This window comes from Prevotella sp. AM23-5 (assembly GCF_003473645.1).
Taxonomy (GTDB): Bacteria; Bacteroidota; Bacteroidia; order Bacteroidales; family Bacteroidaceae; genus Prevotella; species Prevotella copri_A.
Map to the genome: position 1 here is coordinate 112,449 of NZ_QUCG01000001.1, position 19,578 is coordinate 132,026.

17 protein-coding genes are annotated in these 19,578 nt (G+C 49.5%); 10 read left to right on the plus strand and 7 right to left on the minus strand.

Features of this window, described 5'->3' with window-relative positions; translation table 11 throughout:
* Positions 1-24 precede the first annotated feature (24 nt).
* The 5 genes from DW657_RS00490 (at position 25) to DW657_RS00515 (ending at position 6,153) form a co-directional block, all read left to right on the plus strand.
* A complete protein-coding gene (locus tag DW657_RS00490; protein WP_118310996.1) occupies positions 25-2,133 on the plus strand; it encodes a M3 family metallopeptidase in 2,109 nt (702 codons plus the stop codon).
* A 65-nt stretch (positions 2,134-2,198) separates the two neighbouring features.
* Positions 2,199-2,648, plus strand: coding sequence for a dCMP deaminase family protein (locus DW657_RS00495; protein WP_117662805.1), 450 nt, complete (start codon positions 2,199-2,201; stop codon positions 2,646-2,648).
* Positions 2,649-2,702: 54 nt separating this feature from the next.
* Complete coding sequence (locus DW657_RS00500; protein WP_118311037.1) at positions 2,703-4,385, plus strand: S41 family peptidase; 1,683 nt, start codon at positions 2,703-2,705, stop codon at positions 4,383-4,385.
* 2 nt (positions 4,386-4,387) lie between these two features.
* On the plus strand, positions 4,388-4,927 hold the full coding sequence (locus DW657_RS00505) for a 5-formyltetrahydrofolate cyclo-ligase (RefSeq protein ID WP_118310997.1): 540 nt from the start codon (positions 4,388-4,390) through the stop codon (positions 4,925-4,927).
* 611 nt (positions 4,928-5,538) lie between these two features.
* Positions 5,539-6,153 carry a DUF4738 domain-containing protein gene (locus DW657_RS00515; protein ID WP_367400136.1) on the plus strand — a complete coding sequence of 205 codons (615 nt, stop codon included), beginning with the start codon at positions 5,539-5,541 and terminating at the stop codon, positions 6,151-6,153.
* A gap of 34 nt (positions 6,154-6,187) precedes the next feature.
* Here DW657_RS00515 and DW657_RS00520 read toward each other — a convergent pair whose 3' ends face one another.
* Positions 6,188-6,478 carry a DUF721 domain-containing protein gene (locus DW657_RS00520; RefSeq protein ID WP_118310999.1) on the minus strand — a complete coding sequence of 97 codons (291 nt, stop codon included), beginning with the start codon at positions 6,476-6,478 and terminating at the stop codon, positions 6,188-6,190.
* A 41-nt stretch (positions 6,479-6,519) separates the two neighbouring features.
* On the minus strand, positions 6,520-7,620 hold the full coding sequence (locus tag DW657_RS00525; RefSeq protein WP_118311000.1) for a DNA replication/repair protein RecF: 1,101 nt from the start codon (positions 7,618-7,620) through the stop codon (positions 6,520-6,522).
* A 170-nt stretch (positions 7,621-7,790) separates the two neighbouring features.
* Between DW657_RS00525 and DW657_RS00530 the strand changes: the two genes are divergently transcribed.
* From DW657_RS00530 to DW657_RS00550, 5 genes are all read left to right on the plus strand, one after another.
* Positions 7,791-8,486 (plus strand): tol-pal system YbgF family protein, encoded by a 696-nt coding sequence (locus DW657_RS00530; protein ID WP_117662797.1) that lies wholly within the window; start codon positions 7,791-7,793, stop codon positions 8,484-8,486.
* Positions 8,487-8,497: 11 nt separating this feature from the next.
* Positions 8,498-8,974, plus strand: a complete 477-nt coding sequence (gene ribH / locus DW657_RS00535) for a 6,7-dimethyl-8-ribityllumazine synthase (protein WP_089545220.1) — start codon at positions 8,498-8,500, stop codon at positions 8,972-8,974.
* Between the two features lie 120 nt (positions 8,975-9,094).
* A complete protein-coding gene (locus DW657_RS00540; RefSeq protein WP_118311001.1) occupies positions 9,095-9,778 on the plus strand; it encodes a DUF4230 domain-containing protein in 684 nt (227 codons plus the stop codon).
* Between the two features lie 63 nt (positions 9,779-9,841).
* The gene (locus tag DW657_RS00545) at positions 9,842-10,423 is read left to right on the plus strand and encodes a DUF4230 domain-containing protein (protein WP_118311002.1); all 582 of its coding nucleotides are present in this window, start codon (positions 9,842-9,844) and stop codon (positions 10,421-10,423) included.
* A 38-nt stretch (positions 10,424-10,461) separates the two neighbouring features.
* Entirely contained in the window at positions 10,462-11,838 is a 1,377-nt protein-coding gene (locus tag DW657_RS00550) for a sodium:alanine symporter family protein (RefSeq protein ID WP_118311003.1), read from the plus strand.
* 20 nt (positions 11,839-11,858) lie between these two features.
* Here the strand turns inward: DW657_RS00550 and DW657_RS00555 are convergent, their stop codons facing one another.
* The 5 genes from DW657_RS00555 to DW657_RS00575 all read right to left on the minus strand — a co-directional run bounded on the left by DW657_RS00555 (position 11,859) and on the right by DW657_RS00575 (position 19,492).
* The gene (locus DW657_RS00555; protein WP_118311004.1) at positions 11,859-12,437 is read right to left on the minus strand and encodes a GNAT family N-acetyltransferase; all 579 of its coding nucleotides are present in this window, start codon (positions 12,435-12,437) and stop codon (positions 11,859-11,861) included.
* 119 nt (positions 12,438-12,556) lie between these two features.
* Entirely contained in the window at positions 12,557-12,805 is a 249-nt protein-coding gene (locus DW657_RS18650) for a Bro-N domain-containing protein (RefSeq protein WP_118311005.1), read from the minus strand.
* A 506-nt stretch (positions 12,806-13,311) separates the two neighbouring features.
* Positions 13,312-15,849 (minus strand): glycoside hydrolase family 2 TIM barrel-domain containing protein, encoded by a 2,538-nt coding sequence (locus DW657_RS00565; RefSeq protein ID WP_118311006.1) that lies wholly within the window; start codon positions 15,847-15,849, stop codon positions 13,312-13,314.
* A gap of 1 nt (position 15,850) precedes the next feature.
* Positions 15,851-18,805: a TIM-barrel domain-containing protein gene (locus tag DW657_RS00570; RefSeq protein WP_118311007.1), complete on the minus strand. Its 2,955-nt coding sequence runs from the start codon at positions 18,803-18,805 to the stop codon at positions 15,851-15,853.
* Between the two features lie 48 nt (positions 18,806-18,853).
* Positions 18,854-19,492, minus strand: coding sequence for a response regulator transcription factor (locus DW657_RS00575; RefSeq protein WP_118311008.1), 639 nt, complete (start codon positions 19,490-19,492; stop codon positions 18,854-18,856).
* Positions 19,493-19,578 lie beyond the last annotated feature (86 nt).

A 19,578-nucleotide genomic window follows, 5' to 3' on the forward strand; every position in this document is an offset into this window, starting at 1 on the left:
AATCAATAGATAACAATTAAAATTATGCAAGATAATAATTCCACAAAGAATAACGAAACCCAGAAGAGAGAGAATCCTTTCTTCCTGCCCTATGGCACCCCACATTATACAGTCCCTTTCCACCGCATCCAGCTCGGTGATTACGAAGAGGCTTTCATGGAAGGTATCCGACGCGATGACGAGGCCACTGATAAGATTATCAATGACCCGGCAGAACCAACCTTCGAGAACACCATTGCCCGCGTAGATACCGAGAAAGGAGAACATTATTACGATCTCCTGAGTCGTGTTTCCAATGTATTCTCTTGCATGATGAGTGCAGAAACCTGCGATGAGATGGAAGAACTGGCACAGAAACTGAGTCCGATCCTCACCAAGCATGCCAACGATATCACCCTGAACAAGAAGCTCTTCGAGCGCATCAAGTTTGTTCACGATCATCCCAACCGTAAGCTCAATGCCGAGGAACAGATGCTCCTCGATACCAGCTACGACGGTTTCGTGCGCAGCGGTGCCCTGCTCGATGAAGAAGGCAAGGAGAAGCTGCGCAAGCTCACCGAGGAGGCAAGCATGCTCACCCTCCAGTTCTCGCAGAATCTGCTGAAGGAAAACAAGGCTTACACCCTGCATATCACCGATAAGAATCAGCTCGACGGACTCCCTGAGACCGCCATCGCTGCCGCAGCCCATAATGCAAAGGAGAAGAACGAAGAGGGATGGATCTTCACCCTCGACTTCCCGAGCTACTCTCCTTTCATGACCTACTCTACCCAGCGCGAACTCCGCAAGCAGATGTACATGGCGAGAAATACCGTCTGCACCCACGACAACGAGCAGAACAACCTGCAGATCTGTCAGCGACTGGTCAACCTGCGCAGAGAGCTGGCACAGCTTCTGGGCTTCGAGACCTATGCCGATTACGTACTCCGTCATCGTATGGCAAGCACCACAGAAAATGTGTATAAGCTCCTGAACGATCTCATCGATGCCTACAAGCCTACCGCCATCCACGAGACGGCAGAGGTAGAGGCACTCGCCAAGAAACTGGAGGGCGATGATTTCGAGATGCAGCCATGGGATTTCGGATTCTATTCTCATAAGCTCCAGATGGAGAAGTACAATCTCGATGCAGAGATGCTTCGTCCTTATTTCCAGCTCGATAAGGTGATTGATGGCGTATTCGGTCTTGCCAACAAGCTCTACGGCATCACCTTCCAGGAGAACAAGGACATCCCGGTCTATCATCCTGATGTCAAGGCATACGAGGTATTCGATAAGGATGGCAGCTATCTGGCAGTCTTCTATGCCGACTTCTTCCCTCGCAAGGGCAAGCAGGGAGGTGCCTGGATGACAGAGTTCCAGGGACAGTGGATAGATTACAAGGGCACCAATGTGCGCCCTCATGTCAGCGTGGTAATGAACTTCACCAAGCCTACCGCCGAGAAGCCAGCCCTCCTGACCCTGGGCGAGGTAGAGACCTTCCTCCACGAGTTTGGTCACAGCCTCCACGGCATGTTTGCCAATACCCGTTTCGAGAGTCTTTCGGGCACCAATGTATGGTGGGACTTCGTAGAGTTGCCATCCCAGTTTATGGAAAACTATGCGGTGGAGAAGGATTTCCTGCGCACCTTTGCCTTCCATTACGAGACAGGCGAACCATTGCCGGACAATCTCATCGAGCGCATCGTGAAGAGCCGCAACTTCATGACGGCTTATGCCTGCCTGCGCCAGGTAAGTTTCGGATTGCTGGATATGGCATACTATACCAAGAAGGATGCCTTCACCGAAGATATCATCCCATTTGAGAAGGAGGCATGGAAAAAGGCGATGATCTTCCCACAGTTGCCTGATACCTGTATGACCGTACAGTTCTCTCATATCATGGCAGGTGGATATGCGGCTGGCTACTATAGCTACAAGTGGGCAGAGGTGCTCGATGCCGATGCCTTCAGCGTATTCAAGAAGAACGGCATCTTCGATCAGGCTACCGCCCAGAGCTTCCGTGACAATATCCTTTCCAAGGGAGGCACCGAGCATCCGATGACCCTCTACAAGCGATTCCGCGGACAGGAGCCAACCATCGATGCCCTGCTCGAACGCAACGAGATCAAGAGGAATGTAGAATCTAAATAAGATATGTAGTATCTAAAGTAGAATCTATATAGAAAATGTTGAATCTAAATAGAAAATGTTGAAGGATGGAAAATCAACTTTCTAAACAGAAGAAGCTCGACCTGCGCTATCTGCGCATGGCTCGCATCTGGGCTGAGAACAGCTACTGCAAGCGCCGCCAGGTAGGTGCGCTGGTGGTGAAGGACAAGATGATCATCAGCGATGGATACAATGGAACTCCCAGCGGATTCGAGAATATCTGCGAGGAGAACAATGTAACCAAGCCATACGTTCTGCATGCCGAAGCCAACGCCATCACCAAGCTGGCTCGCAGCAGCAACAACAGCGAGGGCAGTACACTCTATGTCACTGCCTCTCCCTGCATCGAATGCTCCAAGCTCATTATCCAGTCGGGCATCAAGCGTGTGGTCTATGCCGAGAAATACCGCCTCACCGACGGTGTGGATCTTCTGAAGCGTGCAGGAGTTGTGGTAGAATACATGAATCCGGATGAAGAAGAAGCCTCACAGGATTAAAGAGAGAAAAAGAGAGAAAGAAACGTTAGTATATTAAATTAGTTAGTTATGAATATGAATAAGAATAAGACCAATCGGTATATGCCCTTCATCATGGCGATCTGCGTTGTGCTGGGCATCATCATCGGCACATTCTTTTCGAATCATTTCGCCGGCAACCGTCTCAATGTCATCAACAGTGGAAGCAACCGTCTGAACAACCTGCTCCACCTCATCGATGACCAGTATGTAGATGCCGTGAACATCGATTCGCTAGTCGATAAGGCGATTCCTCAGATTCTTGCCGAACTGGATCCTCACTCTGTCTATATCAGTGCGAAGGATGCAGCAGCCGCCACCGACAACCTCAAGGGTTCGTTCTCGGGCGTAGGCATCGAGTTTGTCATCCGCCAGGACACCATCCATGTGCAGAATGTGATTCAGAACGGACCAGCCGAAAAGGCTGGATTGCTGGCAGGTGATAAGATTGTAGCCGTAGATGGCAAGCCTTTCGTAGGCAAGATTGTCACCAATCAGGAAGCGATGCACCGCCTCAAGGGTCCTAAGGATACCAAGGTGAAGATTGGCGTCATCCGCTATGGCAGCAAGAAGGTGCAGACCTTCACCGTCACCCGTGGCGAGATACCTACCAAGAGTGTCACCGCTGCCTATATGCTCGATGACAACACCGGATATATCCGCATCAAGAACTTCGGCGAGAACACCTATCCTGAGATGCTCATCGCCCTGGCAAAACTCTCCCAGCAGGGATTCAAGAATCTCTGTATCGACCTGCGCGACAATTCGGGTGGTTATCTCACAGCCGCTGTGAACATGGCAAACGAATTCCTGCCTGAGAAGAAACTCATCCTCTATACCCAGGGCCGCAAGTCGCCTCGCCAGGATTACATGAGTGATGGCAAGGGTTCCTACAAGAAGATTCCGATGGTTGTGCTCATCAATGAGGGTTCTGCTTCTTCGGCTGAGATCTTTGCAGGAGCCATGCAGGACAACGACCGTGCCACCATCATCGGCCGCCGTTCGTTCGGTAAGGGATTGGTACAGCAGCAGATTGAGTTCCCAGACCACAGTCTCATCCGTCTTACCATCGCCCGTTACTATACTCCATCAGGCAGATGTATCCAGAAACCATATACCCTGGGCGACAGCGGTGATTACGAGCAGGATCTCCTCACCCGTTATGAGCATGGAGAGTTCTTCTCGCAGGATAGCATCAAGCATACCGGTCCGGCTTACCATACCGGCATTGGCAGAGTTGTTTATGGTGGTGGTGGCATCACTCCAGATATCTTCGTTCCTGAAGATACCCTGGGTATGACATCTTACTTCAAGGAAGCGAGCATGAGCGGACTGATTCTCCAGTTTGCGTTCACCTATACGGACGACAACCGTCCTAAGTTGAACAATTTCAAGGAGATGATGGAACTCGCCGATTATCTTGATAAGCAGAACCTGGTAGAGCAGTTTGCCGTTTATGCCGACAAGCGCGGACTGAAGCGCCGCAACCTCCTCATCCGCAAGTCTCACAAACTGCTGGATCGTGTTCTCGACAGCCGTATCATCTACAATATGCTGGATGAACAGGCATGGACAGAATACATCAACCAGGATGATCCTGTAATCAGGAAAACTCTCGAGGTCTTCAATAATCACGCCGCCTTCCCTAAGAAGCCTGCTGCACCGACAAAGGCTACAAAGGCAACAAAGGCTGCAGGCAAAGTGGTAAAGAAGCAGTAAGCATGGATAAGAAAGAACTGAGAAAAATAATAAGAGATAGAAAGCGACAGTATTCCTCAAGTACTCTTGAGGAACTGTCGCTTTCTGTTTTGTCTCATCTCGAAGAGAATGGGCATCTGAAGTCTGCCCATACGGTGATGATGTACTATTCCCTCCCCGACGAGGTGAATACCCATCGTTTCATCGATAGCCTGGTGGCTTCCGGTAAGAAGGTATTATTGCCCGAAGTTATAGACGACCGGAATATGGTGCTTTGTGAATACTGCGGAAGAGCAGATTTAAGAGAAGGTGCCTATCATATCATGGAGCCTGCAGGCGCCCTTTTTCCTCCCCATCGCTACAGTGAGATAGATGTAGCCATCATCCCGGGTATGGCATTCGATATCCAGGGTAATCGTCTGGGCAGGGGCAAGGCCTATTACGACCGCTTCCTCCCGAAGATTCCTGGAGCCTACAGAATAGGCATCGCCTTCCCCTTCCAGCTCCTGTCTCAGATTCCTACGGAGGAAACAGATATCGCCATGAACGAAATCGTCTCGTAAGAAAGAGATCATATCATAAAAAAAACACTAACTGTACGGTTGAAACGGGCTGAAAGCCCAAAAGCTCCTAGCCCAGGGCATCGCCCTGGGTATAATAGCAATCAATAAGACGCCCTGTAAGGGCAAAAGTTTTTTTTATTGCTTGGTTTTTTAAAGCTTGTGCCCTTTCAGGGCGACGGGTTAGCGTTCATAATTACCCAGGGCGATGCCCTGGGCTAGGAGCTTCTGCCCTTTCAGGGCGTATTGGGTAATTTCAACCGTACAGGTCAAAAAAGCATTTTTTCGCATGAAAATACAATATAATGCGGGAAAATACGTTAATAAAAGAAAAAAAGGTGATTTTTTATTCTCCCCGATTAAACCTTTTAGGATTTTCGGGGTCAAATTAAACGATTAGAATTCATAAACTGAACTTTTATTATATCGTGTAAGATTCAATAGGAAATTTATTAGTTAGTATTTAGGTAAATCTGAAGCACCGGCTTGTGAAAGTCGATGCTTTTTTCGTTTTTTAACGGCAAACAATATGATTTCTCGTCTTTTTTTACTACTTTTGTACTTCAAAAAACAATGCAAATCAAAAAGGCATTGCCATCAAAACATAAACAACAATGATGAAACGAAGTAACTACATATTATTATCCATTCTGGCGATAGGCCTCATGGCTTCTTGCGCAGAAAAGAAAAAGAGCAAGATTATCATTGCCCCCAAACCTGTGGCACAGGTAACCAACAAACCCACCCAAGAGATGAGCGGATATGAACAGTCAAGAGATGTAGAATGGCTGGGCAACCATTACAAGGTGGTAGTGAAGCGAGAAGCCGACCACGAATTACCCATCATCCAACTGGACAAGACCAACAAGTATTACGATAATAAGATTACCATCCGCATTCTGAGAAGCGATGGTACCGAGTTCTTCAACCACACCTTTACAAAGGCAGCCTTTGAAAGCAATCTCGATAAGAAGACGAAATCGACGGGAGCCCTTCTGGGCATCGTTTTCGATAAGGCAGAAGGAAACAATCTCTGTTTTGCAGCCAGTGTCGGTTCCCCGGATATCACCAGCGATGAATATCTTCCATTGGTACTGCAAATATCAAGAATGGGTGCCGTCAGCATCAGCAACGACCAGGTTCTCGATACCGAATCCGATACCGAATCCACCTCTTCAGCCTCTTCTACTTCTAAAGAAGAATCAGAAGATGATGAAGAAGGAGTATAAACAAGAAATTCTATTAAGCGCAAGAAGTTTGCGCTTAATAGAATCTGATATCTGCAATCACCATGCTTCCCACCTGCTCGTTCAATCTGCGAACCAGGATGGAGCGATTCATGGTAAGATCAGCCCTCAATGCCGAATTCATCACTTTCACAAACAGCGTCTGGTTCTTGATGAATTTCTCACCGCAATAGGCTGCGATAGGTGCTCCTACCACAGTCTCCCAACTATCTATCAGACGTCTCTGCTGCAAAGGCGTCTCCAATCCCTGGTTTCTCAGAAACTCAGGCAATAGTTCTGCTATCGATTTAACTTTCTGTCTAAACATAAGCTATCCTCCTAAACATACGTTATTAAATATACGCTATTTTAAACATACGCTATTTCTCCATTATTCACCTCAAAAATCCGAAAATCGCCATTCAGTCGATGGAGAATCTGATCCAGATGATCCCTATTCGTATCCGTGATGAAAATCTGACCGAAGCTGTCACTCGATACCAGTTGAACGATGGCTTCAACTCTCTGAGCATCAAGCTTATCAAAGATATCATCCAGCAGCAGCAAAGGAGTGGTATTCGAACATGTACGCTGCAGGAAACTGAACTGCGCCAGCTTCAGGGCAATCACATAACTCTTGTTCTGTCCCTGACTACCCTCGCGCTTCATCTGATAATCTCCGATAGTAAATTCCAGGTCATCCCTATGCATGCCGTGCAATGAATATCCTACGGCTCTATCCTTGAACCGGTCACGCTGAATCACCTCCAGCAACGGTCCCCTCTGACAGTGGGAGATATAATGCAGCCCCACCTTCTCCTGGTTGCCCGAAATATGCTGGTAAATCTCCTGAAACAGCGGCACCAGCTCGTTCACAAACGCCTGTCTCTTGGCATAGAGCATTTCTCCGTTCATCGCCATCTGCTGTTCCCAGAGTTCCATCAGCGTGGCATCCGGTTCCTCCTCCATCTTCAGCAGCGCATTTCTCTGCTGCAGCGCCTTGTTGTAGTTGTTCAGCGCCTCGATATACGTATTGTCGTATTGCGAAATCACCACATCCATCAGCTTTCTTCTCTCCTCGCTTCCGCCTTCTATGAGCGAAACATCCGAAGGCGAAACATAGATGAGCGGGATGAGTCCGATGTGCTGCGAGAGCCTTTTATACTCCTTCTTGTTGCGTTTGAAGTGCTTCTTGGTCCCCCTTTTCATGCCGCAGTAGATGTTCTCCATATCCCCATTATCGCTCTCGTAGTTGCCTTCCAGCATGAAGAAAGCCTCGTCGTGCGTGATGATCTGCGAATCGATGGGATTGTTGGCGCTCCTGCAAAACGAGAGATAGTAGATGGCATCGAGAAAGTTGGTCTTACCCATACCATTATGGCCGATAAGACAGTTGATCTTGGGCGAAAGCTCCAGATTGGCACCCTTGATGTTTTTGTAATTAATAATGGAAATATTCTTTAAAATCATAGATACTTTTCTGCTAATTGACTGCAAAGTTAGCAGAAAAAGCCCAAAAAACGAAAAAAGTAGGCTAGAAATTTCAATATCTGAATAAAAATCAGTAAATTTGCAACCTAAAAGAATAAAAAACAAAGAAGAATAAAAAACATAGAATAATAAAAAACAAAAAATAAGAAATGGCAAACAACAACGTACAGGCTCAGGAAATCGAGAGCCTTAACATGAAAGAGGCCTTCTTCATGAAGTACAAGAAGGCAATTATGATCGCAGTGGTAGCATTGATCGTTATCATCGCAGGTGTATTCGCTTACATGTCTCAGATTGCAGGTCCTCGTGAGGACAAGGCAAGCACATTGCTCGGCAAGGGTCAGACCTATTTCCAGAACGAGATGTATGAGCAGGCACTCAACGGCGATGGCGCTGGCTACGTAGGATTCGCAAAGATTGCCAGCGAATACGGCAGCACCGATGCAGGCAACCTCGCCAACCTCTATGCAGGTCTCTGCTATGCCAACCTCGGCAAGTGGGCAGAGGCAGAGAAGAGCCTCGATGCATTCTCATCTAAGGGCGACGAGATGATCAGCCCAGCCGCTCAGGCAGCCCTCGGCGATGCATACGCTCACCTCAACAAGCTCGATGATGCCGTTGCCGCTTTCAAGAAGGCAGCTTCCATGGCAGACAGCAAGGCAGAGGATGATGCCAACAACTCTCTCTCTCCTGCCTTCCTCATCAAGGCTGGCGAAATCCTGGAGAGCCAGAACAAGAAGGCTGAGGCTTTGAGCATCTATCAGGACATCAAGAAGAAGTATGTAAACTCTATGCTCGTTCAGAGCTCTGAGATTGATAAGTACATCGAGCGTGCTTCCAACTAAATCAGAACATTATGGCAACAGCACTTCATAATTTGTCGGAATACGACTTTTCCAAGATTCCAGATGCCAGCAATATGTGCTTCGGTATCGTGGTAGCAGAATGGAACCCAGAGATTACAGGCGCCTTGCTCGATGGAGCTGTCAAGACGCTGGAGAAGCATGGAGCCATCCCAGAGAACATCCATGTGAAGACCGTACCGGGAAGCTTCGAGCTTATCTACGGCGCACATCAGATGGTGCTCAATGGCGGCTACGATGCAGTCATCATCCTGGGTAGTGTGATTCGTGGCGAGACTCCGCACTTCGACTATATCTGCGAGGGTGTCACCTACGGTATTGCGCGCCTCAATGCCACACAGGAAATCCCTGTCATCTACGGACTTCTCACCACCAACGACCTCCAGCAGGCGAAGGATCGCTGCGGCGGCAAGTTGGGCAACAAGGGTGACGAGTGCGCTATCGACGCTATCAAAATGGCAAAATTCTAATAAAATAAGAAAGCTCTTGACGTTTGGCGAAACCTGACTTCAAGAGCTTTTATTATATCCTCATCATATATTTTATTATATATATTACGTAGTTCATTATATAATTATACCCTTATTCGTATGAAGAAAGTATTTTTTATCCTCATCCCGGCGGTTATCCTCAGCCTCCTCTCCTGCTCTCCCAAGAAGCCGGCAGAAGAGAAGAAGAGCGCCATCGATACCATCCCCACGATGGTGATGCAGATACAGAAATGCACGCGCCTTTATACCGCCGAGGCGCACGTTCATAAGATCATCACCCACGATGACCAGTTCAAGCTTAAGGGTTCCTTCCTGAAGCACGAATTCAACATCCCCGTGCCAGGCTCCAACCGAAAGGTAGCCATCCCCATGGATGCTACCATCAAGGCGTATGTAGATTTCCAGGGATTCTCAGACAGGAATGTGTCCCGTAAAGGCGATAAGATAGAAATCATCCTGCCCGACCCGAAGATGGTGCTCACCAGCACCCGAATCGACCACAAGAAACTGAAACAGTATGTCTCCCTCACCCGCAGCAACTACTCAGATGCCGAACTCACCCAGCTGGAACAGCAGGGCAGAGAGAGCATCATCCGCGATATTCCCAACCTCGACCTGATGGAGCAGGCTCGCATCAGTGCAGCCAATACCCTCATCCCGATGCTCAAGCAGATGGGTTTCCGGGAAGAGAACATCCAGATCAGCTTCCGCAAGAAGTTCACCCTCGATGATATCAGGGGATTCCTGCAGAACTCGGGAGTGGAGAAGAAAGATAAAAACTAGTGAGAAGAAAGATAAAAACTAGTGAGAAGAAAGATAAACCCTCAAACTAAGGAGGAATGAGATATGAAGAAATATGGCATCATCCTGCTCACCATCCTTGCCCTCATACTAGCGGGCACGATCTATTGGCTCAACAAGGATAATACGGTGAGCGTAACCACAGAAGAGCAGACCACCCTGTCGCCTACCCAGGTAGAGAGCATCGAGGCGATAGGCGAATGGGAGTTTCTCGCCATCAGCAACGAGGAACTGGTAGATACCGTTCGTCGCGGCTTCTTCGGCGACGACCAGCTGGTGCGCATCTATTACGGCACCCTGCGCCTGGGCATCAATATGAAAGATGTAAAGGAAGGATGGATCCAGGCAAATGCCGAGAAGGATTCCATCGTCTGCACCCTCCCTCCTATCCGACTGCTGGATAACAACTTCATCGACGAAGCCCGAACCCGCAGCTTCTTTGAAGAAGGAAAGTGGACGGGAGCCGACCGCCAGGCACTCTACGACCGTGCCTATGCACAGATGAAGAAACGCTGCCTCACCCCAGCCAATATCCGTATCGCCCAGCGCAATGCCAGGCAGCAATTCCGCGATATGTTCAAGGCTATGGGATTCCCCAATGCCCGGGTAGAGTTTGAAGAAAAATAGATATAGATTTTATAATTGTATTTTAAAGAGAGATTAATATGGAAGCAATCAACGAATTTTTCACATCCTTCAGTTCGTTCCTTTGGGGGTGGCCGATGATCATCCTGCTGCTGGGAACCCACATTTTCCTGACGGTTCGCCTGCGCTTTCCACAGCGTAAGATTTTCCAGGCGATATCGCTGTCCTTCAAGAAGGACAAGAATGCTACTGGCGATGTCTCCCAGTTCGGAGCCCTCGCCACTGCCCTTGCCGCTACCATCGGTACCGGTAATATCATAGGTGTGGCCACAGCCATCGCCCTGGGTGGACCAGGCGCCGTATTCTGGTGCTGGCTCACCGGTGTCTTCGGCATCTCCACCAAGTATGCCGAAGGTCTTCTTGCCGTGAAATACCGCGTCAAGACCAAGCGTGGAGAGATGCTTGGCGGTCCGATGTATGCCCTCGAAAAGGGATTGGGATGGAAGTGGCTCGGTATCCTCTTCGCCCTCTTTGCCGCCCTCGCCTCCTTCGGCATCGGCAGCACCGTACAGGCGAATGCCATCTCCACACTGGTAGAAAACCAGTATGGCATCAGTCCATACATCACCGGCGCTATCGTCACCCTCCTCGGTGCCGCAGTCATCATCGGTGGTGTGCAGAGCATCTCAAAAGTATGTGGAATGCTTGTGCCTTTCATGGCGATTTTCTATGTGGTGGGCTGCATCTATATCCTGATCGTCAATCACGCCTATCTCCTGCCAGCCCTGAAGGTTATCTTCGAATCCGCCTTCACCACCCGTGCAGCCGGCGGCGGTTTTGCAGGCAGCACCCTCATGATAGCAGCCCGCTATGGTATCGCCCGCGGACTCTTCTCCAACGAGTCGGGACTCGGTTCGGCACCTATCGTAGCTGCCGCCGCCCAGACCCGCAATCCGGTACGCCAGGCGCTGGTATCCTCTACCGGAACCTTCTGGGATACCGTCATCATCTGTGCCCTCACGGGATTGGTCATCACCTCCAGCATCATCGCCTATCCTGACATCGATTACCACGATGGCGCAGCGCTCACCAAGGCAGCCTTCAGCAAGATACCATACATAGGAGCCCCATTGCTTACCATCGGCCTCGCCACCTTCGCCTTCAGCACCACCCTGGGATGGAGCTATTATGGCGAACGCTGCGTAGAGTATCTCAAGGGAAAGCGCTGGATGCTCATCTATCGCATGTTGTATATTGTGAGTATCTTCCTGGGCAGTGTCATCAGCCTCGGACTGGTATGGAATATCGCCGACTGCATGAATGCCCTGATGGCGATACCAAACCTCATCTCCCTGCTCTGCCTCAGCGGCATCATCGTTCACGAAACCCGCAAGTATCTCTGGCGCGGCCAGCTTGACAGGGAGATGAACGAAGATGAGATTGAGGAACTGGAGTAGCGGATAACGAAATCTGAGAACTAGCGTAGCGGATACTGGAGATGCTTCATGCTGTGGCCACCCCACACGGTATCATTCACGTATTCGAATCCCATATTGGCATAGAGTCTTTCTGCCTTCGGATTGCCCTTATCCACGAGCAGTCCCACGGCAGGAAGACCCATTTCCCTGCCTTTTTCTATCACCGCCTTGAGCAGCATCTTGGCGATACCCTTGCCACGGAAGGCAGCAGGCACGGCGAGGCTGTCGATATAGAGTTCGCCCTCCTGGGTTTCCGGATCCATTCCTGTATAGTCAATTCCGAAGGTTTCCTTAGCCTCCTCGATGAATCGCTTGCGCAGCGCCTTGAGCTGTGCACCGTCGTAAGACACGATGATACCAGCAGTAATGCCCTCGCTATTGGTAGCCAGAAGCGTATTGCGGTAACTGTACTGGCTATCCTCCATTCTTACGAGTCTTTCCATCACCTGGTGGAATTCCGCCAGTGTATGATGAGCACCAGCCAGGTTCTGGCAGCATCCTGGGTTCATCGCCTCCATGATGAGCGATGCAATGTGCGACGCCCTGTCAGGCGTAGCCGGTTCAATTTTTATCTTCATTTTTGTTTAGAGTTATATCATTACATTATTTAATTAGTCATCCGATTCCCCTCTTCAAGTCAGAATCCGCTTGCAAAGATAGCAAAAACAATCGAGACAAAAGAATTTTTATATATTTTTCACCCTGCCCAACAGTTCATACAGACCATATCCTTGATGCACCGTTTCAGTGCATCAAGAGGGTTAACATACTGATTTACAAGCAAATTCATTTTCCTATATTCGAGCACATCGCACAAATTCTTCGCACAGAACCAAGGCTCGCCCTTCTCATTAGCAGCGGTTCTTACCGTTCCGAACGCCAGATTCTCAAAAACAGCAACCTGCGCAGCTTCCTTCTTGTTGGCTTTCTTCTTATTAAAAAAAATTACACAGAGCTGTCATTTTCATGAAATCACGTATTGGGGAATTTCCATCACAGCTATCACAATAACAGTTATCACAGTTTTTACGGAGGGGGTATCTGAAGGGAAGGAAAATGTTAAATGTAATTTAACTATATATATATATATAAATATATATAATATATATAGTTAGTTCTGGAATGAGAAAAAGAAAAGTGTTTCGAGAAACTGTGATAACTGTTATTGTGATAGCTCTTTGATGGAAAACTATGGTTTGTGATCTGCAAAGCTATGGTTTCTATTTATCAAAATTATGAGTTAGAATTATTAACGGGATTCGTATTCCGGGACTGCTGAAATCGGGGCTTGTCACACCCTGTTTTTTGGTGGTTCCCTAAAAAAGCCGTATCTTTGCATCGTCAAAAGAAGAAAGGCTGCACTTTGTATATTGCTCTCTGGGCGTGACGAGCTGTATGTAACTTAAATGAGCATGCCAAAGTCGAAATGACTTTGGCATGCTTTTTTTGTTTTTATAATTGAAGGGTAGCTTGTTGTAAGTCTATGGATTCGGCACGGAGCGTGCCGTGACCTCGCAAGACGATGATGCACTTGCCGAAGAATGCCTTCCTCTTTGGATCGGTGAAACGCTCCAGGGAGGTCTGATTGCCATTATCTGTGCCCAGAATCTCGGCGGTAGAAGAGAAATAAATCTCGTTCTCGGCATTCGGACAGAGATTGCCATCCTTATCTACTACATTTACTTCTACGAAGGTTGTAGGGGATGATGGGGATTGCAAATCCCCAGGAACGCCTGACGGGGTTTGGGCTGCGGACGCAAGGGTGTTCTGATAGGTCTTCTTCAAGACGAGATGATGAGGAGGACCGGCAGTCTTGATGGTCTGGGATGAAATCTCCCTGCCCTGCTTTCTCGCTACGACCTTTACTTCGCCCGGCTCGAAAGTTACTCGCCACATCACGTGGTACTCTGTGCTGCGATCAAAGGCGCCAGCATTTGCGGCATTGGCAGAAACAGCATTGGCTGCGGCACCATTTTCCTCTCCATGCACCTTCTTCTTCCGGATGCCCTGGCTCTTGCCATTGATGAACAGCTCTACCTCATCAGCCTGGTTGTAATAGCACCACATATCTATCTGCTGACCCGGAAGCCAGTTCCAGTGAGGGAAGAGATGGAGAACAGGCTTCTTCGTCCACTCACTCTGATACATATAATAACTGTCCTTAGGAAGACCAGCCAGGTCGATGATGCCAAAATAACTGCTGCGTGCCGGATAGGCATACGGAGTCGGTTCGCCGATATAGTCGAAACCAGTCCAGATAAACTGTCCGCCCACGAAATCATTGTGCTTCACCACATCCCAGGTCTCCTCGTGCGTACTGCTCCAGGAGGCATGCATATTATCATACGCCGAACACTTGAAGGATGGATCGGTATATGGCAGCCACCACTCCACCGGAGCCGTATAGATGCTGTCGCTCGGCATCCGGTAATAACCGCGCGTCTGGAGAGCCGAAACACTCTCGGAGAAAATGAACGGCTTGTCCGGGAAATTCCTTGGAACATCCTTCGCCCACTGATGATGATAATTGAATCCGATGACATCGATGGCACCGCTCTTGAAGAGATGATTCTTAGGATCAGGCTCGTTGCATCCGGCTGTTACCGGACGGGCGCCCCACGGATCATACTTCTTCACGATATCAGCCAGATGACGGGTGAGAAGAGAGTTCACGCTGAGTTCATCGCTATGTGCCAGAGTAGAAGCATCATGCCCCGCATTCAGGATGAGATTCGCCTGCTCCAGACTCAGGGTATCGGCAGCGGCATCCGACCACTGTTCGAGCACCTCGTTGCCGATGCTCCACATGATGATGCAAGGATGATTCCTGTCGCGCTTCACCAGATCAGAGAGATCACGCTGGTGCCATTCATCGAAGAAACGGGCATAATCGCCATTCGACTTCTTGCGGCGCCACATATCAAAGCTCTCGTCCATCACCATGATTCCCATGGAATCACACATATTCAGGAGTTCGGGAGCCGGAGGATTATGACTGCTTCGGATGGCATTCACACCCATATCCCTGAGGATGGTGAGCTTGCGATGAAGCGCATCCTCGTTGAGGGCGGCACCGAGACATCCGAAATCGTGATGCTCGCACACGCCATTGATCTTCATATTCTCGCCATTGAGAAAGAAACCCTTCCGGGCATCAAACCTCACATCACGGAATGCGGTCTGCGTAGTGGCGGTATCCACCACCTTGCCATTCACCACCAGTTCGCTCTTCACGGTATAGAGATAGCCCTTGCCGATAGACCAGAGATGAGGTTTCCTTACCTTGAGCTGCTGGCTCTGGGTGCCCTGGCTCCTTGCCACCACCTTGCCAGCCGCATCGTAGATGGTATTGCGGATGAATAGTTTCATCCTGCTGCCTTCGGCATGGAAATCCACCTTTACCTTGACATTACCCTTCGGCGTGGTAGCCACATACTGACCCCACTGTGGGATGTATGCCTTCTTCAGGGTCTTGGTAAACCAGACGTGACGGTAGATGCCGCAGCCCGAATACCAGCGGCTGTTGGGCTGGTCGCTGTTATCCACCTTCACGGCAATGACGTTATCACCCTTCTTATATATATAAGGTGTAAGATCGTACTCGAAGGTGCTGTAGCCGTAAGGGCGGGTGCCGAGCTTGTGACCGTTGATATAGACGGTGGAGTTCATATACACGCCATCGAAAGTGATGGTGAACCGGTCGTACTTCTCGTCTGGCGAAAGGGAGAAGTGCTTGCGATACCATCCGATGCCGCCCGGCAGCGCACCACCACTGGCTCCCGAAGGATTCGATGGAGAGAAATCGCCCTCTATCGCCCAGTCGTGAGGGAGATTCAGGCGGCGCCAATGCCCGTCGGAAAACTCCGAATTCTGCATACCGGCACTATCAGCCAAAACGAAAAGCCAGTCTTTATCAAAAGACTGGCGATCGCGGGCGCTCAAAGACTGAGCGCCCAATAGTAGAATTGCTAAAGCAAATATCTTCTTCATATTATTTCAATTTTACAGTCATTGCCTGACCTGCATACTTCACTACCTTGCCCTTAGGCGACTTGGCGAGATTCACGCCCTGCTGCTTCTTCTGATCTACCAGGATGACGTTGAAGCGGCGCTTCTGGAGCATGCCGTCGAAACTACCCTTGCGGGCACCGATGGTTACCTGCTTCAAGGCATCATTATACTTGAAATCGATTACAGCATACTTGCCCTTCTCGTAGTTATAGTTCGTGCCCTCATCCTCGTACAAGGCATAAGAGCCATCCTTGCCGGCATAGACATAGAGGTCGATCAACTCCGGTTTCTTCTCATCACTCCACTGCATCTCAGGACCTATCGGAAGGATGGCGCCCTCTGGGATGAAGACAGGAATCTTATCGTATGGCGCATCAGCCACGATGGTCTGACCGCCTGCATGATATGCTCCGGTATAGAAATCATACCAGCCCTTCTGCTTAGGCAGATAGACTTCGCGTGAATACTTCTGATACTCGCCTACCGGACAAGCCATCAGGGCAGAACCGAACATCCACTGATCCTTGATATCCAACACCTTCTCATCGCCATTGAAATCCATCACCAGTCCGCGCATCATGGTGTAATCCTTGAGATGCACCATACCCGCCATGCTGTAGAGGTAAGGCATCAGGCGATAGCGGAGCTTGTCGTAGGCTACGATGGTCTTGTAGGCAGGATGATCGGCTGGAGCGATGTTCCACACCTCACGCAACGGCCACTGACCGTGGGCACGATAGAGCGGAACGAAACAGCCAAACTGGTTCCAGCGAGCCTGCAACTCACGCCACTCCTTCAAATCGGCATTCTCCTTACCGGTCTTGTCAAACTCCTGCTGGGCTGCCACATAGCGGTTTTCCACACAGAAGCCACCCTGGTCCATTCCCCAGAAAGGAAGACCAGCCATGGAATAGTTCAATCCGGCAGTCATCTGCGCACGCATATCTTCCCAGCGGGTAGCGATGTCGCCCGACCAGGTAGCAGTGCTGTATCGCTGTTCGCCTGCAAAGCCCGAACGGGTGAGGAGGAAGACACGCTGGTTAGGGTTCACGCTGCGCTGACCATTGTAGATGGCGTCGGCATTCACGATGCTGTAGGCATTGAAATACTCGGTAGCCGTACCCAGGGCGGTAGGACCGGAGAGCGCCTTGCGGTACCACATCGGTGTACAGTCGCGCACATTCGGCTCAGAAGCATCCATCCACCAGGCATCGATACCGAACTTATACTTGGTATAGAGATTCTCATCCATCTGTCGCCAGAACATCTTTCTGGCTCCGGCATCGTAGGCATCATAGAAGGAGCCGCGGAAACCGAGCCAGTCGTGGATATCATCCTTGATAGCCTGGTGATACATCCACCCCTTGGCATCCAGTTCCTTGTAATTCTTCACGGTATCATAGAACTTCGGCCAGACCGAAATCATGAATCTTCCATGCAGGGCGTGCACACTGTCGAGCATCGCCTGAGGGTTCGGATAGCGAGCCGCCTCAAACTCGTGGCTTCCCCATGAATCCAGCTTCCAGTAGTTCCAGTCCTGTACGATGTTATCCACCGGAATCTTCAGGTCGCGGAACTTTTTCATGTTCTCCTCGATATCCATGCTGCTCTGATAGCGCTCGCGGCTCTGCCAGAATCCGAGCACCCACTTAGGATATACCGGAGCCTTGCCGGTAAGGGTGCGATAGCCCGAGATTACCTCGTCCATATCCTTTCCGGCGATGAAGTAATAATCCATATCCGGCGACATCTCGCTCCAGATGCTCAGCTGGTTCTTCTCTGCCTCAGAACGTGGGGATGCCACACGGAGACCGCAGTAGGAAACATCGCCATCCGGCTGCCATTCGATGCGGATTGGAGTCTTTATACCCTTCTTGATTGGAGTTTCAAACTTGAAGGAATTCGGATTCCAGGCGGTACGCCAGCGCTCAAGCACCACCAGCTTGCCGTCAATATAGACCTTCATATAGCCGGCGTAGTAGAGGATAAACTGATAGAAGCTGCTGGTTGGTGCCTCTACATATCCCTCGTAAACCACCTTGGAACCATTCAGCGCAAAGCCCTTAGGCAGGTTCTGGATGCCGCCCTTATCAGTCTTATTGCAGATTTCTGAAGTCTCAGGCATGGCATATTCAAAGTAGATGCTGTCCTCGCCACGAACAATCTTCTGTCCGTTCTTAGCCACGTAGGTACCGGTGAGCTGTCCTTCCTTACCGTCCTTGTCGTAGAGCTTGAAGGCACGGTTCAACTGGAGATAATCGTCCGGATTACCCCATCGGCTGTAGGAATAGGAATCCCAGAGGATGCCGTAGTTCTTGTTGGAGATGACGAAAGGCACACTCACCTTGGTGTTATACTGGAAGAGGTCTTCGTTCTTGCCCTTCATGTTGAGCTCTTCGCTCTGGTGCTGACCGAGGCCATAGAAGGCTTCATTGTCGGGCGAATCGAAGAGGGCACGCCATGACCATCCGTGCTTCTGTGCCTCAGGTACCTTGGCGATATCCACACCGATTTCACGGTCGGGCACGGTGAAAGGCTTGAAGGTCTTTCCTCCCTGTGCCACCTCTTTCAACAGTACCTGATCCTTGAGATCGTAGAAGGTAATCTGTCCGGTAGCCTCGTTCAGCACGGCACGCATGGCAGCGGTGGTGATGATGAGGTCATCGCCCTGCTCCTCCACCTTGTAATTTGCCTTGCCCTTCTGAGGCACGATGATAAGACTCTGCTTGTTGCGGAAGCTCTGCTCGGCAGTAGCCTGTACACGGATGATGCGGTCGCTGACCACCTGGAGGCGGATTTGCGACGGACCATAGTTCTGATGCTGTTTCAACTGTACGGTAAGATAGTTACCATTCTGGACAAAATCAGCTGCCTGGGCACCCATAGCGCCCAGAATCAATGCAGCCGTAACAAATAATGACTTTGTTGGTTTCATTTAGTTTGTTTTTAGAGTTTATAAAATTGTTATAACAGTTTATTTCTTCTAGATGTAATATTCCGCAGAATCTACCAGTCCGGCGCGAAGTGCGTACTTTGTTGCTTCGTGCACGTTGTTCACCCCGAGCTTTCTGAAGATATTCTTCCGGTGGGTATTCACGGTATGGAAACTGGAGAAACGCTTCTCGGCGATTTCCTTGGTTGTCATACCCAGGGCGATATCCTTGAGAATCTCGGTTTCGGTCTTGGTGAGATTCACTTTTTCTTCTGCTTCCTGCGGCTGAGTAAGGAGCACCTCCATCATTCGCTGGCAGACAAAACGCTTGCTGTCCACGCAGAAGCGTATCGCCTCCTTGATTTCCATCAGCGAACTCTCCTTCAGGAGCACGCTGAACATACTGCTGCTGGCGATGAGCACACGTACGAAATCGGCACTCAGGTCTTCGCTGAACAGCAGCCATCGGGTATAGGGAAAGCGTTGGTTGAGAATGAGCAGTTCGGCGGAATCATTGATATCGAAAAGCGTGTAATCGAGTATCACCACCGTATCTTCGTTTTCCCGCAAGGCAAGCATCAGCTCTGTCTTGTCTTCCACATACTTGTTTTCCAATCCTTCCATTTTCTCTATCACGTATATCAGTCCGGCACGCGTGATATCCTGCTTATCTGCCAATAGAATCTTCATAAGCAAATCTCCTTCTTTTATGTTGTTATATACTCTTTTATGACCAAACTTTTATGAAGGGAGAACATAGCAAAAGGCTATGTTCT

Bases quoted from the DNA above. Each gene is read 5' to 3' on its own strand.
- DW657_RS00490 (WP_118310996.1), top strand. From the start codon at position 25: ATGCAAGATAATAATTCCACAAAGAATAACGAAACCCAGAAGAGAGAG.
- DW657_RS00495 (WP_117662805.1), top strand. From the start codon at position 2,199: ATGGAAAATCAACTTTCTAAACAGAAGAAGCTCGACCTGCGCTATCTG.
- DW657_RS00500 (WP_118311037.1), top strand. From the start codon at position 2,703: ATGAATAAGAATAAGACCAATCGGTATATGCCCTTCATCATGGCGATC.
- DW657_RS00505 (WP_118310997.1), top strand. From the start codon at position 4,388: ATGGATAAGAAAGAACTGAGAAAAATAATAAGAGATAGAAAGCGACAG.
- DW657_RS00515 (WP_367400136.1), top strand. From the start codon at position 5,539: ATGATGAAACGAAGTAACTACATATTATTATCCATTCTGGCGATAGGC.
- DW657_RS00520 (WP_118310999.1), bottom strand. From the start codon at position 6,478: ATGTTTAGACAGAAAGTTAAATCGATAGCAGAACTATTGCCTGAGTTT.
- DW657_RS00525 (WP_118311000.1), bottom strand. From the start codon at position 7,620: ATGATTTTAAAGAATATTTCCATTATTAATTACAAAAACATCAAGGGT.
- DW657_RS00530 (WP_117662797.1), top strand. From the start codon at position 7,791: ATGGCAAACAACAACGTACAGGCTCAGGAAATCGAGAGCCTTAACATG.
- ribH (WP_089545220.1), top strand. From the start codon at position 8,498: ATGGCAACAGCACTTCATAATTTGTCGGAATACGACTTTTCCAAGATT.
- DW657_RS00540 (WP_118311001.1), top strand. From the start codon at position 9,095: ATGAAGAAAGTATTTTTTATCCTCATCCCGGCGGTTATCCTCAGCCTC.
- DW657_RS00545 (WP_118311002.1), top strand. From the start codon at position 9,842: ATGAAGAAATATGGCATCATCCTGCTCACCATCCTTGCCCTCATACTA.
- DW657_RS00550 (WP_118311003.1), top strand. From the start codon at position 10,462: ATGGAAGCAATCAACGAATTTTTCACATCCTTCAGTTCGTTCCTTTGG.
- DW657_RS00555 (WP_118311004.1), bottom strand. From the start codon at position 12,437: ATGAAGATAAAAATTGAACCGGCTACGCCTGACAGGGCGTCGCACATT.
- DW657_RS00565 (WP_118311006.1), bottom strand. From the start codon at position 15,849: ATGAAGAAGATATTTGCTTTAGCAATTCTACTATTGGGCGCTCAGTCT.
- DW657_RS00570 (WP_118311007.1), bottom strand. From the start codon at position 18,805: ATGAAACCAACAAAGTCATTATTTGTTACGGCTGCATTGATTCTGGGC.
- DW657_RS00575 (WP_118311008.1), bottom strand. From the start codon at position 19,492: ATGAAGATTCTATTGGCAGATAAGCAGGATATCACGCGTGCCGGACTG.